16 protein-coding genes and 1 tRNA gene are annotated in these 15,721 nt (G+C 52.1%); 8 read left to right on the top strand and 9 right to left on the bottom strand.

Annotation, left to right across the window (positions count from 1 at the left end; translation table 11 throughout):
• Window positions 1-263: 263 nt before the first annotated feature.
• The 4 genes from ccsA to nrfH form a co-directional block, all read right to left on the bottom strand.
• Window positions 264-1,052, bottom strand: a complete 789-nt coding sequence (gene ccsA, locus JS578_04960; GenBank protein QRX64595.1) for a cytochrome c biogenesis protein CcsA — start codon at window positions 1,050-1,052, stop codon at window positions 264-266.
• Entirely contained in the window at window positions 1,049-2,317 is a 1,269-nt protein-coding gene (locus JS578_04955) for a cytochrome c biogenesis protein ResB (GenBank protein ID QRX64594.1), read from the bottom strand. Before JS578_04955 ends, ccsA begins: the two co-directional genes overlap by 4 nt.
• A 22-nt stretch (window positions 2,318-2,339) precedes the next feature.
• Window positions 2,340-3,812 carry an ammonia-forming cytochrome c nitrite reductase gene (gene nrfA, locus JS578_04950; protein QRX64923.1) on the bottom strand — a complete coding sequence of 491 codons (1,473 nt, stop codon included), beginning with the start codon at window positions 3,810-3,812 and terminating at the stop codon, window positions 2,340-2,342.
• A gap of 108 nt (window positions 3,813-3,920) precedes the next feature.
• A complete protein-coding gene (gene nrfH, locus JS578_04945; GenBank protein ID QRX64593.1) occupies window positions 3,921-4,523 on the bottom strand; it encodes a cytochrome c nitrite reductase small subunit in 603 nt (200 codons plus the stop codon).
• Between the two features lie 184 nt (window positions 4,524-4,707).
• On the opposite strand from nrfH, the gene JS578_04940 reads away from it, so the two are divergent.
• The 3 genes from JS578_04940 to JS578_04930 all read left to right on the top strand — a co-directional run bounded on the left by JS578_04940 (window position 4,708) and on the right by JS578_04930 (window position 6,797).
• Window positions 4,708-5,394 (top strand): Crp/Fnr family transcriptional regulator, encoded by a 687-nt coding sequence (locus tag JS578_04940; protein QRX64592.1) that lies wholly within the window; start codon window positions 4,708-4,710, stop codon window positions 5,392-5,394.
• A gap of 321 nt (window positions 5,395-5,715) precedes the next feature.
• Window positions 5,716-6,450 (top strand): SMUG2 DNA glycosylase family protein, encoded by a 735-nt coding sequence (locus tag JS578_04935; GenBank protein ID QRX64591.1) that lies wholly within the window; start codon window positions 5,716-5,718, stop codon window positions 6,448-6,450.
• Between the two features lie 143 nt (window positions 6,451-6,593).
• Complete coding sequence (locus JS578_04930; protein ID QRX64590.1) at window positions 6,594-6,797, top strand: dodecin domain-containing protein; 204 nt, start codon at window positions 6,594-6,596, stop codon at window positions 6,795-6,797.
• A 56-nt stretch (window positions 6,798-6,853) separates the two neighbouring features.
• Here the strand turns inward: JS578_04930 and JS578_04925 are convergent.
• The 5 genes from JS578_04925 to sppA all read right to left on the bottom strand — a co-directional run bounded on the left by JS578_04925 (window position 6,854) and on the right by sppA (window position 11,704).
• A tRNA-Phe gene (locus tag JS578_04925) sits at window positions 6,854-6,926 on the bottom strand.
• 78 nt (window positions 6,927-7,004) lie between these two features.
• Entirely contained in the window at window positions 7,005-8,036 is a 1,032-nt protein-coding gene (gene thiL / locus JS578_04920) for a thiamine-phosphate kinase (GenBank protein ID QRX64589.1), read from the bottom strand.
• The gene (locus JS578_04915) at window positions 8,036-8,848 is read right to left on the bottom strand and encodes a purine-nucleoside phosphorylase (GenBank protein QRX64588.1); all 813 of its coding nucleotides are present in this window, start codon (window positions 8,846-8,848) and stop codon (window positions 8,036-8,038) included. The genes thiL and JS578_04915 overlap by 1 nt, the downstream gene beginning before the upstream one ends.
• Window positions 8,805-9,923, bottom strand: a complete 1,119-nt coding sequence (lpxK, locus tag JS578_04910; GenBank protein QRX64587.1) for a tetraacyldisaccharide 4'-kinase — start codon at window positions 9,921-9,923, stop codon at window positions 8,805-8,807. The genes JS578_04915 and lpxK overlap by 44 nt, the downstream gene beginning before the upstream one ends.
• A 5-nt stretch (window positions 9,924-9,928) precedes the next feature.
• Window positions 9,929-11,704 carry a signal peptide peptidase SppA gene (gene sppA / locus JS578_04905; GenBank protein QRX64586.1) on the bottom strand — a complete coding sequence of 592 codons (1,776 nt, stop codon included), beginning with the start codon at window positions 11,702-11,704 and terminating at the stop codon, window positions 9,929-9,931.
• Window positions 11,705-11,959: 255 nt separating this feature from the next.
• On the opposite strand from sppA, the gene JS578_04900 reads away from it, so the two are divergent.
• The 5 genes from JS578_04900 to smpB all read left to right on the top strand — a co-directional run bounded on the left by JS578_04900 (window position 11,960) and on the right by smpB (window position 15,721).
• Window positions 11,960-12,538, top strand: a complete 579-nt coding sequence (locus JS578_04900; protein ID QRX64585.1) for an RNA polymerase sigma factor — start codon at window positions 11,960-11,962, stop codon at window positions 12,536-12,538.
• Complete coding sequence (locus JS578_04895; GenBank protein ID QRX64584.1) at window positions 12,525-13,832, top strand: outer membrane beta-barrel protein; 1,308 nt, start codon at window positions 12,525-12,527, stop codon at window positions 13,830-13,832. The genes JS578_04900 and JS578_04895 overlap by 14 nt, the downstream gene beginning before the upstream one ends.
• Before the next feature lie 27 nt (window positions 13,833-13,859).
• Complete coding sequence (locus JS578_04890) at window positions 13,860-14,597, top strand: hypothetical protein (GenBank protein QRX64583.1); 738 nt, start codon at window positions 13,860-13,862, stop codon at window positions 14,595-14,597.
• A gap of 120 nt (window positions 14,598-14,717) precedes the next feature.
• Window positions 14,718-15,269 carry a DUF1282 family protein gene (locus JS578_04885; GenBank protein ID QRX64582.1) on the top strand — a complete coding sequence of 184 codons (552 nt, stop codon included), beginning with the start codon at window positions 14,718-14,720 and terminating at the stop codon, window positions 15,267-15,269.
• Entirely contained in the window at window positions 15,269-15,721 is a 453-nt protein-coding gene (gene smpB, locus JS578_04880; GenBank protein QRX64581.1) for an SsrA-binding protein SmpB, read from the top strand. Before JS578_04885 ends, smpB begins: the two co-directional genes overlap by 1 nt.

Raw genomic sequence — 15,721 nt, 5'->3', positions numbered from 1 at the left:
TGCAAATTTAGACAAAATGTTTTAATCACAAAATAAAAATGATAAAAATGTCACATTAGGGTCAAAAAATTAACATAAAGGTCGAAAAACGACATAAAAACTTTCAAAAGAACATACAGTTTGGATTCTTTTGAATAAATGGATCGGAATCCTGCCAAATCAGTGCCGTTTGGTTAAATCGCTCAATTCTTTACTGGTCTGTTGGTTTCGGCATCGGGAGAGATGAGTATCTGTCACAGAGGGAGGAGTCTTTTCCCTTTTGCTTAGGAGGAGTAGGTGTGGATGCTCTGCTTTGCGGAGGGGAGGTAGTTGACACCGTACCAACAGATCTGGAGCATCACGAAGGCAATGATCAAGATCACCATGGCGGTTTTGTTGGATGAAGTGCGTTTCACCCGGTAGTGGATGTAGATCAGATAGCCGATCCATGTGACGGCGGCCCAGGTCTCCTTGGGGTCCCAGCTCCAGTAGTGTCCCCATGCCTCCTTGGCCCAGATGGCACCCATCAGCATGCCAAGGGTGATACAAGCGGTGCCGGCATAGACCAGGTTGTCTGTCATCTCCATGATGCGTGCAGGTTCTTTGATTCGTTCCCCCCGTATCAGGTAATAGATGGCGATGAGGGTCACAGCTCCCAGGATGGCGTAGGAGAACATGTAGATGATCACGTGGGGAGCAAACCAGGGGCTCTGCAAAGCCGGCATCAGCACCTTGTTGTGGATGTCGGGGTTGAGCAGGTTGACCATGATGAAGACCGCCGAGAGGATGGTGGTAAAGGAGAGGATCCAGCGATAGTTCCAGCGCAGATAGGTGAGCAATCCCGCCACCGGCAGGAAGAAGGAGTACCAGAGGCGCGTCTCCCCCATGGTGCGCAGCGGGGGGCGTTCCAGTGAAACCCACAACCCCGCTATAAACGCGAAAAAGAGCATCACTCCCCCCAGTGTAAAGAGTGTCGATATGATCTTACGTTTTGGTCCGTATGCGAGTGCCGCACCTGTGCCCCACAACAACAGGGCGCCCATTGCGAAATAGATAAATTGATCCCAGCTCATGATCTGCTTTTTTTAGGTCCTGCAAAAAAGAGGAAGAGTGCCCCTGCCAGCAACATGAAGATGCCGGTGTAAACAACTTTCAGCCAGGGGTCGCGTACCAGCTCGAAGACCGAGGTGTCGGAATATTTCCCCTTGGTGTCGTCGTAACTGTACTGGTAGATCATCCACTCCTCCATCATCACCGGATGGTTCACTTCTATCAGGCTCTTGCGGGTATGCCCCTCCTCTGTGTAGAGGGTCACGTGTGAGGTGTAGCGTTTTACCTCCTGCAGGGGCATGGCGAGGCTGCGGGTCTCGTCGATGCGAAGCAGGCTGTGAGGGTAAAGGTAGCTGCCATTGCTGACCCATCCCTCTTTCGGTGCAGCTCCTCCTTCCGGGGTCACCCTCACCCGCAGGGCAGCGGTGGCTCCCTCCATCAGCATCGGCACCACCCGGGTGATGCTGTCGTTGCTGAAGATGGCGGCATGGGGCAGGTACTCCAGGATTTCGACTGTATAGCCTGCCAGGTCTGTTGTTTTTCCAACTCCTTCAAACATATAGCTTTCCGGTCGTTCGGTGGGAAGCATCCGGCCACTCTCATGCTCAATCACCACCAGCTTGGGCGGATACTCCTCCAGCAGGAAGCTGTCGAGCTGGATGGCCAGTGGAAGTTCTTTTAACGCACCGGTGGCAGTAGTGCCCCGCCACTCCACTTGCCCCTCCTGCACGCGCATGGTGAGCCGCTCCATGTCGGCACTGCCCAGCACTCCCCCCAGCAGGGCAATGAAGAGACCCAAGTGGTTGAGGTAGAATCCGATGTCACGCCATTCCTGTTTACGTGTCGTGCGGCGCAACGTGGTGAGTCCCAGGATTAGCAGGAGGTAGAAGCAAATCAGGACAAATGGCCAGGAGGTGGTCATCCGATACCATCCCAGCGAAGTGAAGAGATTGTCGGGCAAGGCTGTCTCGCTCCCGGACGGGAATTGTGGAATAACCCCAAGGAATATGCTGAGCAACAAGAATAATGCCAATGCCGGGAGGGTAGCAGCGACGCTCGTGAGCCAGCGCCCCAGTGGTCGCTTGCGGGCGAGCAGATGCACAGCAAGAAGCCCTGTCATGAACAGGGCTCCAATGATCAGGTTGAGGGGTGCGGCAAAGAGTGTGGGGCGTATGTTGCCCAGGGTCAGCTGCAGGATCAGACCCGAAAGTCCGATGCCTGCAGCGATTAGAATGCCCTCCCTGTAGCTCCAGGGTTGTTCCCAGATATGTCGGGAGCTGTTCTTCATCCTCTTGATCCGCTATTGTGGTTTATTTCAGACTAACAAGCCTGTTGTTTGCACGGGCGCTCTCCAGCCATGCCGGAACCTGCTCCTCAAGGAACCGCTGCTTGTTGCTTTTCTCTTTCGCGATGTCGAGGCCTATGTAACTCTGTGCCTTTTCCTTGGTGGAGATGTCGGGTAGCGGTACATTGCCGGTGAAGCCGTTCAGCGCGAGCACCTTCGCAATCTCGAAGCGGGCCTTATGGGCGCGGTCGAGGCTCAGGGAGAGGATCCGCTGGAACTCCACAGGCGAGTGGAATGATCCGCCGTGTGAGGCTACCGCATAATCCCAGCGCCACTGCGACTGGCGGATCAGTTGCAACGCCTCCTTCATCTGTGCTTCTGTGGCTCCCTTCTCCCAGGCGAACTGTGCCTCGAGATGGGCTGTTGCCAGTTCCTTTTCCACCAGGTTGCGGATCTGGTCGGCGCTGCGCTGTCTCTCGTAAACATTGTTGCGGAGATCCTCCTCGGTTTCGCGGTGGCACACCTGGCAGGTATTGTTCATGCTGGCCAGGGGACTTCTCTTGTGGTGGCTGCTGTACTTGACACCTCCTTCAGATACATAGGGCATGTGGCAGTCGGCACAGGAGACACCGCGCTGGGCGTGGATACCGGTGCTGTAGATCTCGTAGTCGGGATGCTGCGCCTTGATGATGGGGGCCTTGCTCAGGGCGTGGGTATAGTCGGCAAAGCCGATCTCGTCGTAGTACTGCTCCGCACCCTCCATGGTGGTGCCGTTGTGCCAGGGGAAGGTTAGGTATTTACCCTCCGGTGTGAAGTAGTACTCCACATGGCATTGTGCACAAGCGAGCGTGCGCATCTCCTGGTGGGTGGCATCCTGCACGTTCTTGCCCATCGCCTCAAATCCTTCGATCAGGGCAGGGCGACTCACCCTGAGGTTCATGGTCTCCGCCTCGTGGCAGTCGGCACAGCCTATCGGGTTGACGATCTCGTGGCCCCAGTGCGACCAAGGCTTGTTGTAGAACTCGGCGATGCCCACGGAATCCATCAGACGGGGCACGTCGGGACTCTTGCAGGTCCAGCAGGTGGCCGGCTGCGGTCCCTCATCAGGACCCATCGGTGAACCGGTGCGGAGGGTATGACGGATATCCTCGATGGCATGCATGTGACCGCGCGGTGTGCTGTAATCTTTCGAGAAGGCATATCCGGCCCAGAGGATCACCATCTCGGGACGTTCCTCCAGTACATCCACCATGCTGCTGCCGTTGAACTCACTCTGGAAGGTGGTGTCGGCTGTTTGTGTCCAGGTTTCGTACTCACGGGGATAGTTCTCCGCGAAGATCTCATTCCTCGATTCGATGCCGGTGATCTCGATCTTCCTGTTGTTCATCACGCTGGCAATCTCGGCCCTGCGTTGTGTGATCGATGCTGCCAGCATCCCCAGCAGAAATACCACGCCCATCGTAACGAAAAAGAGGAGCCATCCTACCCAGGGTTTCATCCCTGTTTGATTTCTGTTCCTGTTCATAGTGCTATTGTTTTTGTTTTGTTGCATCGGCTATCAGCATTCAGCTTTTATTTTTGCTTGTTTTTTTAGATCAATGTATGGTCATTCTTGCTCTTCGTTCATCAAGTTCTGCAGCCACTCCGGAACATGCGTCTCCGGCATGGGGATGCGTGCGTTGGGTGTTGAGGAGAGTGATCGGCTGCGGGTGTGTGGTACGTCGCGGTGACAGTCCCAGCAGGCATGTCCGCCCATCTCTTTCATCTCTTTGAAGCCCATGCGGCCGGTGCGGATGAACTCACTGTTGAGCTGTGTGTGGCACCTGACACAGTTCTCCATGATCACCTCCGAGCTGGCGGGGATTGCCTGCAGTGCCTGATCTTCCCCTCGGATGGTGAAGACTGCCGAGTGACGTAACCCGTCTACCGCCTTGAAGTAATATCCCCTGATCTTGCTGTCCTGTGGCACATGGCAATCGTTGCAAGTGGTGTTCCTACCGTGGGAGCTGTGCATCCAGGTGGCATAGTAGGGACCCATGATGTGGCAGTTCACACAGGTGGCCGGGTCGTTTGAGAGGTAGCTGTGGGCGCGGGCAGTAAAGAAGGTATAGATAAACAGACCCACGAAAGCACCGCTGATGATAATGGCCGGATATTTCCAGCCACCGCGGGGCCTGATCTCATTCCAAAGGTTTCGCAGTTTATCCATGGTGCGTGCAGTTTTGATAATTCACCTTAACAAAGAAAGGAGTTAAAAGCTAAAAAAAGTGTAATAATTATGACGTTTGTAAAAAAATGCCTATTTTTAGTTCGGTTAAGCTGTTCACCTTCCCTTTTCACAGTAAACGACAGAGCAGCCCCATCAGCAATGATCGCACAAACAGGTTGAGCCTATGCATCCCATGATACCTTCCACGGACCACTCCCGTGCCATCTTTCAGTGCCCCCTTTGCAGCTCCGTGCCGGAATCGCAAAGGGAGGATTTCCTGCAGGATCTGCATTACTCAGTGAGAAGGTATGAGAAGGGGGATGTGGTGGTGACGCAGGGGTCGCGCTACGAATCGCTCTACATCCTGGTGAAGGGGGAGATTGTGACCGAGATGGCAGATGAGAAGGGAGACTTCATGAAGGTGGAGCAGCTCAGGGCGCCCAACCCCATGGCCACCGGATTCCTCTTCTCTAACGACAACCGTTCGCCCGTTTCGGCCATATGCAGCCAGCCCTGCGTGCTGGTGGTGATTCCCCGGGAGAATGTCTATTTCCTGATGCGCAAGTATGAGGAGTTCATGATGGCTTTCCTGTCCTATATCTCCAACAAGGTCTCCTTTCTGTCGGAGAAATTGCGTCTGGTGTCGCTGCGCACCATCCGTGCAAAGCTGGCCTACTACCTGCTGAAGGAGTCCGCCGGTGAGAGCCGGTTCCTTCTGAAAAGCTCGAAAGAGGAGATGGCCCGTCTCTTCAGTGTCTCCCGTCCCGCACTTGTGAAGGTGATGATGGAGATGGCCGATGAGGGAATCATCAGCGTCGATCGCCGGGAGATTACCATCCAAAACCGTAAGACTTTGCAAAGCATGTTCTGATAACTTGATGAAGTGCACAGGAAGTTCAATCGTTCACCCCGATGATCATCATCGATGGGTTCCTGCAATTGGTCCTCAAGTTCATGAGTTCTTTTTTTTTATTCCACTGTAATTGTATCTTTATATCCACTCCGATAATTATTGGAGTGGATATAAGGGTGCAATAAGGGTACAATAAGGATAGAGGCACCGAGAACCCTGTCTCGTCCTGAAAATGGGTTTAGATCAGATGCAAAAAAATCAGGAGGATACAGGAGTCGATAACCCGGATCCGAGAGGCTCTGAATGAAATACTTCCGGTATGAATGATAAAAGAATAGTATGATACAGACATTTGCAGAGAAGGTGATTGCGTTCAACCGGCAACTCTCCTTCACCGGTGATTTGCCGGAAGGATTTAAGGTGGTCAACCCGTTCCTCGACAACCCGGAGACGATGGAGGTGATGCGTGCGTTCTACAACAAGTATTACAACGATAACCGGGAAAGAAGGTTTCTCATCGGAATCAATCCGGGCAGGCACGGGGCAGGGGTGACCGGCATCCCCTTCACCGATACCAAGCGACTGGAAAGCGTCTGCGGCATTCCCATGCGTTCGGCACACACCCACGAGGTATCCTCCCTTTTCGTCTATGACATGATTGAGGCTTATGGGGGTGCAGCTCGTTTTTACCGCGATTTCTACATCAACTCCCCTTTTCCGTTGGCCATTATCCGGCAGAGAACCGGTGGAAAATGGGTCAACGCCAACTATTACGATGATCCGGCGCTGTTTGAGGCCGTGAAGGAGTTCATGATCGATTCACTGAAACAACATGTTGCCCTGGGATTGGATTCCTCTGAGGTGTTTGTGCTGGGAAAGAAAAATGCCGTGTTTATCGCGAAGCTGAATGAGCAGGAGAATCTTTTTGGTCGGTTGACCGTACTGGAACATCCCCGTTACATCCAGCAGTACAAGTCGAAGGAGAAAGAGCGATACATTGAAAAGTATTTAGCCTCGTTTTTTCCAGACAATCGCAGTGGCGATTGTGGAAAGCCCGATGCCGGGTTTCGGTGATGGATTGCGATGGTTGACCGGAATGCCGGAATGAGATGAGTTGTTTCGTGAATTTTTGATTGAACTATTGTCCTGATATTGCGTTACTAAAATAGCAGAAACTAAAAGTTCATTTTTTATTCACCATCTTAAAACCTATCATCATGTCTGTATTAAAAGTCGTAGAGATTCTTGCTTCTTCAACCGAGAGTTGGGAAGATGCAACCAAAAAAGCAGTTGCTAAAGCAAGTGAATCATTGAAAGGAATTCGATCTGTTTACATCAACGAACAATCGGCCACCGTACGCGATGGTAAGATTCAGGAATTTCGAGTAAACGTAAAATTAACCTTCGAAGTGATTGACTGACCAATCAACAGAATAAAAAAAAGGTAAACAGTTTTTCAACTATTTACCTTTTTTTGTGGTGCCACCAGGAATCGAACCGGGGACACAAGGATTTTCAGTCCTTTGCTCTACCAACTGAGCTATGGCACCAACATTGCTTAAATTGCGAGTGCAAAGATAAGCGCATTTTCGGGATTTCCAAAATAAGTACCTAAAAAATATGGAAATTTATTCCCCGGAGATGGGATTCCAGCCCTGTGCGCGCAGTTGCATCTCCTGGCCGTCGCGCGTCACCAGGTAGCAGCCCTGCTCCTCCTTTGCGATGTGGCCGACGAGGTGCACTCCCTTGATCTCCTTCATCTTCTCGTGCAGATGCAACGGTATAGTGAAAAGCAGTTCATAGTCCTCCCCGCCGTTGAGCGCCACGGTGGTGACGTTCATGTTGAAGGTCTCGGCCATCATGGCGGTCTGGTAGTCGATGGGCAGACGCTCCTCAAAGAGCTGGCACCCCACCTTGCTCTGCTTGCATATGTGCAGCAGATCGGAGGAAAGGCCGTCGGAGAGGTCGATCATCGCGGTGGGCAGGATGCCCTGTGCTGCCAGTGCTTCCACCACATCTTTTCTTGCTTCCGGCTTCAGCTGACGTTCCAGCAGGTACTCCCTGCCATCGAAGTCGGGCCGGAAATCACCCGATCCATCCCAGGCCGCCTTCTCGCGCTCCAGTAGCTGGAGCCCCATGTAGGATGCTCCCAGGTCGCCCGAGACATAGATCAGGTCGCTCTCTTTCGCGCCGTCGCGGCCGGCGGTCTGCCCCTCCGCGGCGCTGCCGATGCAGGTGATGCTGATGGTGAAGCCGGTAAGCGAGGAGGTGGTGTCGCCCCCCACGATGTCCACGCCATACACTTCGCAGGCAAGCTTGATACCGCTGTAAAAACTCTCCAGATCCTCCACAGAGAAACGTTTGGAGATACCCAGCGAGACGGTGAGCTGCTCCGGCCTGCCATTCATGGCGTAGATGTCGGAGAAGTTGACCACGGCAGCCTTGTATCCCAGGTGCTTGAGCGGCACGTAGACCAGGTCGAAGTGGATTCCCTCCAGCAGCAGGTCGGTGGTGACCAGCGTCCGCCGGCCGGCGTAGTCGAGGATCGCGGCATCATCGCCGATCCCCTTGACGGTGCTCTGCTGCTGTGGTAGAATATCCCCGGTGAGCCGTTCTATCAGTCCGAACTCACCGAGGGTTGCTATCTCTGTTCTGCCCATCAGATTGTTTGAATGAGTGAACGCATGATCTCAGCCATCTTCGGCTGGGCAATTTTGGCTGCCTCCTGTACATCCTCGTGCGACACCTCCACGATCTTACCGATCACACCCAGGTCGGTGATGATGGAGAAGGCGAGCACCTTCATCCTGGCGTGGTTGGCCACGATCACCTCCGGCACGGTAGACATGCCCACGGCGTCGCCGCCGATGACGCGGAACCAGTTGTACTCTGCCGGTGTTTCGAAGGTGGGACCGGAAACACCCACGTAAACGCCATGCTGCAGCTTGATGTTTTTCTCACGGGCGATCTCCATTGCTTTCAGGCGCAGTTCCTTGTTGTAGGCTTCGCTCATGTCGGGGAAGCGGGTGCCCAACTCGTTGAAGTTCTTGCCGTGCAGCGGGTGCTCAGGGAACATGTTGATGTGGTCTTCGATCAGCATAATGTCGCCGATGTCGAAGCTGGGGTTCATGCCTCCCGCGGCGTTCGAGACGAAGAGGTATTCAATGCCGAGCGCCTGGAAGACGCGTACCGGGAAGGTCACCTCCTTCATGTTGTATCCTTCGTAGTAGTGGAAGCGTCCCTGCATGGCTAGCACCTTCTTGCCGCCCAGGGTGCCGATGATCAGCTTGCCGCTGTGCCCCTCCACGGTGGAGACCGGGAAGTTGGGGATCTCGGTATAGGGGATCTCATTCTTGTCGTCGATCTCATGTACCAGCTCCCCGAGGCCGGTGCCGAGGATGATTGCGGTGTTGGGTACTTCGCCGATCCTACCTTTCAGGTAATCGGCTGTTTGTTTGATGGTTTCTAACATGTGCAAGTATTTTTTGGTTGAATAGTTCTTTGTCGCTTTCCTCTACGAACGATACCCGTATCGGCAGATAGTAGAGGATTTTTTTCATCTCCTCCTCCAGGAAGGGCAACTCCCGCAGACGGGTAGCATCTTTCTCAGTGGTGAGGATGATCTTCTCCTCCTCATCTACATCCACGGAGGCCACCAGCTCCCGTACCTCAAGGATATCCTCTTCGGTGAAGGTATGATGGTCGGGGAAGAACCGGGTGTAAAGGTTGTAGGTCTTGTGCTCCAGCTTGTCGGCCAGCGGTTGCGGTGACGCGATGCCGGTCACCAGGAAGACATGCTTCTTGCGCAGGTCGTCCAGCACATACTGATCGCCCTGCAGATCGGGGAACAGCGGTCGTGCCACCCCGTACTGGAACGATGTGAAGAAGAGATCCTGAAAGGCGAATAGGTTCAGCCCGTTGGTGTAGATGCGGAAGTCGATCGGCTGCATGTCGGGGTTGCACTTGGTGACGATCACCATCGAAGCGCGGTCTTTCCCTTTCAGTGGCTCACGCAGTGAACCCGCCGGCAGCAGCTTGTCCTCGAACACCGGCCGGTTGCTGTCCACCAGCAGGATGGTGAGTGAGGGCTGCACGTAGCGGTGCTGAAAGCCGTCGTCGAGAAGGATCACCTCCGGGCGTTCCTCCTTTTCGATGGAGAGGAGCTTCTCGATTGCCTTCACACGGTTTGCATCCACCACCACCATCGTGTCGGGGAACTTGCGTTTCAGTTGCAGCGGTTCGTCGCCCACCTCCCTGACCCGGGAGTTGCTCTCCACGATGCGGAAGCCGCGGCTGCTTCGTTTGTATCCCCTGCTGAGCACCGCCACGCGGTACTTCGGTGCGAGCAGCCTTATCAGATACTCGATGTGAGGCGTCTTCCCTGTGCCTCCCACCGTGAGGTTACCCACGCAGATGACCGGAATGGGGAAGCTTCTTTTTTTGAGGATATTTTTGTTGAAGAGAAAGTTGCGGAAATTCACACCAACGCCGTACAGCCAAGCCAATGGTTGCAATGATTTGCGCGTATGTACGGGGGGCATATCCATGCAGGTCAGCGGATGTTCAGTTCGTAGGGGAGGCGCGCCTGTATGTAATCCTGCTCGCGGATGTCACGGAGGAGCATAAACAATTCGAAGCTCTCACCCAGGTACTCCTTGACGGTACGTGCGGCCAGGTCCTCGGTAGAGCGATCCAGCAGTTCTTCTATCATGGTACGCATCTTGGGATATTCGAACACCACGTAGCTCTTGCCCAGGTTGGCCATCTCGGCGGCGATCTCGATGGCCCGTTCAATGCCACCCAGTTCATCCACCAGCCCGATCTCCTTTGCCTGGTTGCCGGTCCACACCCGTCCTTCGGCATAGCGTGCCAGGCTGTCCTTGGGCATGTTGCGTCCCTCGGCGCAGCGGGTGAGGAAAAGGTCGTAACCTCTTTCAATCATATTCTGCATCAGCTGTTTCTCCTGTTCATTGAAAGGACGGGTGATGTTGCCGAAATCGCCAAACTCATTTGTTTTCACCACGTCGGTAGAGATGCCCACCTTTTCTGCAGTTCCCTCAATGTTGGGGATCATGCCGAAGATGCCGATGGAGCCGGTGAGGGTGGTGGGTTGCGCCACAATGCTGTTGGCATTGCAGGCGATGTAATAACCGCCCGATGCAGCCACATCACCCATTGAGACCACCACTGGTTTCTCTTTTTTCAGGTCGCTGATTGCCTTCCATATCTGTTCTGAGGCGTAGGCGCTGCCGCCACCCGAGTTGATGCGGAAAACGACCGCCTTGATGTCTTCATCCTTGCGCAGCTTCTCGATCTGATCGACCATGTACTTGTCCTGGATGTTGGCCGCTCCTGTACCGGAGACAATATTGCCCTGGGCATAAAGAATGCCGATGGTGTTGTCGGTCTTCTTCACCGTCTTGGTGGTGACCGATTTCATGTTGGAGACAGTGGCGGAGGGGATCTCCTTGCCCTCTTCCAGACTGAGCAGTGTGCGCAGGTATTCTTTCATCTCCGTCTCGTAGAGGAGGGTGTCAACCAGGTTGGCCTCCAGCAGGAACTCTGTGGGTTGCACCAAAGGCATCTGATTGGCAAGAGCGTCCACTTCATCCGCCGTCATGGAGCGTGCCTCGGCGATGTCGGCGCGGAGGAAGCTCCAGGCATCGTTCAGGTAGGAGGAGACCTGCTCCCGGTTGGCATCGCTCATCTCGTTCTGAGTGAAGGGTTCGACAGCCGATTTGTAGGTGCCTACCTTGAAGATCTGCATCTCGATGCCCAGCTTGTCGAGGGCATCCTTGAAGAACATCGGGACGGAAGCCAGTCCGTGCAGGTCGAGGTTTCCCTGTGGGTTGATGGCCACCTTGTCGGCCATGGATGCCAGGTAATATCCGTTTTGAGTGTAGGTGTCAGCATAAGCCACGACAAACTTACCGCTCTCCTTGAAGCTCATCAGTTCGTCGCGTATTTCTTCCAGTGTAGCCATGGAGGCAGACATCGATCGTGAATCGATGTAGATGCCCTTGATCATGTCGTTGCTTTTCGCCTTGCGGATGGCACTCACAATGTCATTCAATCCCATTGCAGTGGTGCCTTCGGGAGCCAACAGCTCCGTGAAGGGATCCATTTCAGCCACTCGCTCGTTGATTGGACCGTTGAGCTGCAGGTTGAGCATGGAATTCTCTTCCAGTACATATTTTTCAGAGGTGAAGGAACCGGCAAGCGAGCCCATCATTCCGAAGAAAAAGATCATGGCAATCAGGGAGAGGATGATGTTTGCGATGACAAATCCCAATGCTGATGCCAGCATGATTTTTAGAAAATCCTTCATAAAGTGTAATTTTATTGATTCATAGCTCAAAATTAGGGAAAAAAGAGATACTTCACAAAAATTAATTTGATATTCTTAATCAATTTCACTTGGATTCTATTTTAGAGGGTACTATTTTTGATGGTTGGTATTGATTCAGCAGCAAGGTGGAGGGAAAATTTTATTTCTTAAAAATCAATAAAAACCCAAAATAGGAACCCTGCCCACGCAGCTTTTTGTTTTCAATCCCGTCTATCATTTGAACGTGCGATTAGAATGGATGATTCGCAACTGATAATAGCGTGTAAGAAACAGGACCGTAATGCCCAGAAGGTGTTATACGAACGGTATGCCCCCGTGATGATGACAGTCTGTCTGCGTTACAGCAAGGAAGAGGAGACAGCACGCGACCTGTTGCACGACGGATTCATCCGCGCTTTCACACAAATCGGCTCGTTCAGGGGTAATGGTTCTTTTGAAGGCTGGCTCAGGCGGATATTTGTCAATCTGGCACTGGAGAATTACAGGAAAGAGAAGCAGAAAAACCGCTTTATGGAAGCGTATGGTTCGCTTAAAAAAGAAGAAGAAGTGATGATCGATGAAGATGATCTGCTCGACATAGGGGATATTCCCCGTGAGGAGGTGATGGGAATGATTCGTGATCTTCCTCCCGGATACAGGACCGTTTTCAATCTCTTCATCTTCGAGGAGATGTCGCACCGGGAGATAGCAGCGATGCTGGGCATCAACGAAGCGGCCTCACGGTCACAGTTTTTTCGAGCGAAGAGTCTGTTACAGAAAAAAATAATGGCCATCCTGAACAAATGCAACAGAAGATACAATGAACAGAGATAATGATATAAGAAGAGCCTTTCAGGCGAAGTTCGATGGATACCAACCGCCCCTGGCTGCAGATGGGTGGGAGCACATCGAACACTCACTGAATCAGGCAGGCGCATATCGGAGTGTGATCCGCCGCCGGTGGTATGCCGGTACGGCTGCTGCATTGCTGCTCCTGCTGGTGGGTTCAATCTTCTTTCTCCGTGATCCGATGACCGTGCCTGAGACGATGGTCACCGAAAGCAACAGTCCACAGCCCGAGAGCCGTTATGCTCCTGAGCAACCGGCAACAGCAGAATCAACTGTTGCGGAGGTACAGCAGACATTTGTCTCTCCAACAAGAGCTTCAGCAAGATTAACCTTCGCTGGTCGCAGTCAAAGAGATGAGTTGCTGGTGGGAAGGAACAGTTCTGCAGCAATGTTGACCCGATGGATGGAACAGGAAGGTATTGGTGCCAATCGGCAGCTGACGGGAAATTGGACATCCTTGCGTTCACTTCTTAGGCGATCAGCAGTTGAAAGAGCCGGACAGATTGACACAAAGGGTGAAGAGTTGATCACTGTGTCGGGGAATGATGATCAGCTATTTGCGGAATACGCCGGTTATAGCTCCGGTGATGAGCCTTTGATAGTGGGTTTGAGCGGCAAAGGAGGTCTCTCCTCCTTCAAGCAGAGCGTTAACACTCCGATGACGCTTCGCAGTGCCTCCATACCCACTGACAATCATTATGCAGAGGGAGGCAAGCAGATGCTGGCCGGCACACTGGCATCCGATAATTTCTCCGAGATGGAACACGACCAACCACTCTCCTTCGGACTTACCCTCTCCAAGCAGATATCCGACAAGCTCTCGGTTGAGTCGGGGCTCACTTACAGTTATCTCTCCTCCCGGGTCAGAAACGCCAATGCCAATTTTCGGGTAGAGGAAACACAAAAGATTCACTACCTCGGTATTCCGCTCAACCTTAACTATACGCTTTTCACCTTCAACAATTTCAATATATATGCATCACTGGGTGGTATGCTCGAGAAGGATATTTATGGTGAATACCGCAAGTTGGGTGTAGGGGAATCTGCCGATTTTAACAGTACTGCGCAGGAAGAGGAGGTGACAAAAATCTCACAGCGCAATCCGCAACTCTCGGTCAATGCCGGTGTGGGAATCTCCTATCCGTTGATTCAGAATCTGAGAGTCTATGGAAAAGCTGGAGGTGCCTACTATTTTGATGCCGGCAACCAATACAAAACAATTTATTCCGACCGTAAGATCGTGATGGATCTGAACATCGGATTCAGATATGAATTTTAATTTCAAGAATAACAACAACAAATGAATATGAAGAAGATTTACTTACTGATGAGTGTGTTGACACTCACATTGTTTTTAAGCTCCTGCCTGGATGAGGGCAGCCGCAACTATTCCGAAAGTTCGGTTGTCTATATCGATATGGATATGACTTCGGGAAAAACATACGGGAAAAGCCTTACGGGTCGTCTGATCATTGCAAACGAGATGTTGCTGATGCAACCCGGAACATTTAAGTTTCTCTCATACAGTTGGGATGAGTCGTATGGCACTACCCCCATTGCAGATACAAACATAGACAATGTCGTTATTTCTGGCGAACCGCAAGATGTGACGCGTAAAGCAATGTTGCTTTCTACCCCTCCTGAAGTGGAGGAACCCGATAAGTTCCTGGCAGTGAGTGAACCTTATTATGTGAACAACAACCTGTTTTTGGGAGATCACTGGCTGTTCGAGTATGCCTATGAATCCAGAAAAGGAGAGACTGCAGAGGTGCAGATTCACAATGTGGATGATCCGGAGCTGGCTGAGAACGAGGTGTTGCTGGAGGTGCGTCTGGTGATTGCAGGTGAACCTGAGACTGGGGCCTCACTAACCTCCAAAACCGATATCATTGCTTTCAGCATGGCACCGTTGAGGGCTCTCCATGAGGGAATGTCTCAAAGTAACAGAGATTTGAAGATCCGCATTCAATATTACAAAAAAGGGATGGAAGAACCTGTGGAAATTCCCAGGATCTATCTGTTGACGATTGGTGACAACGCATAACCGCTGTGCCGGTAGTGTGAATGGCAGTCCTTCTTGAAAGGGGCTGCCATTTTTTTATCTCGCTCACATTCTCATTATTATCAGGAATTGGTTACCTTTGCACACCAAAATCGGAAAGGAATGTGGAGAGAACTTTTTGCAATTGTAGCACAGTTGCTTGTTGCATCACCGATGGCATGGAAGGAGCTGGAGAGAGAAAAAAGAAATCGAACCGATTTTCTCAATCGTTTTCTCTATCCAATTTTCGGCCTCATAGCACTGGCAGCTTTTGTGGGGGGACTATGGTTCACGCGCGACGGTGACCTGGAGAATGCATTGAAGAAAAGCATCATCTCTATGGTTGCTGTCTTCGGTGCCTATGTGATCATCTCTTATATCCTCAATGAGATAGCTGAGCGATTTGCACTGAAGCAGAACCTTTTCCTATTTCAGCAGTTCACCGGTTACGCTTCAGTAGTGATGTACCTGTTGTATTGTCTTATTCCATTTATGTCCGATTTTTTCATCCTCTGGCTACTGGCTCTTTACACCATTCATCTGGTGCATATGGGGGCCATCTATTTTCTAAAGGTGCCTGCACATAAAAGAGGTGCTTTTATCATTACTGCATCTGCACTGGTGATCCTGGTGCCAGCATTTATTCACGCACTCTTTTCATTTTTCATCCAATAATGAACCACTCTTCCATCAACATAAAGAACAAAAGGGCCACCTTCGATTATGAACTGGTGGAGACCTTCACCGCAGGGATGGTGCTTACCGGTACCGAGATTAAATCGATCCGGTTGGGCAAGGCCAGCTTGGTGGACAGCTACTGCTTGCTTGAGAAAGGACAATGCTGGGTGAGGAACATGCACATCGCCGAATATTTTTACGGCACCTACAACAACCACAGTGCCCGGCGCGACCGCAAACTGCTGCTCAACAGGAAAGAGCTGCAGAAGCTGCTGCGACTTACACGGGAGACCGGCTTCACCATCATCCCTGTGCGGCTCTTCATCAACGACAAGGGGCTTGCCAAGTTGGTGATCGCCGTGGCAAAAGGAAAAAAACAGTACGACAAACGACAGTCGCTGAAGGAGAAAGAGGATAAACGGGCGATGGACCGCATGTTCAAACAGTAA

The sequence above is a fragment of the Dysgonomonadaceae bacterium zrk40 genome (genome assembly GCA_016916535.1).
In the GTDB taxonomy this organism is placed as follows: Bacteria; Bacteroidota; Bacteroidia; order Bacteroidales; family Dysgonomonadaceae; genus Proteiniphilum.
Note: the sequence above shows the minus strand (reverse complement) of the source record. Positions and strands in the feature narration are given on the sequence as shown.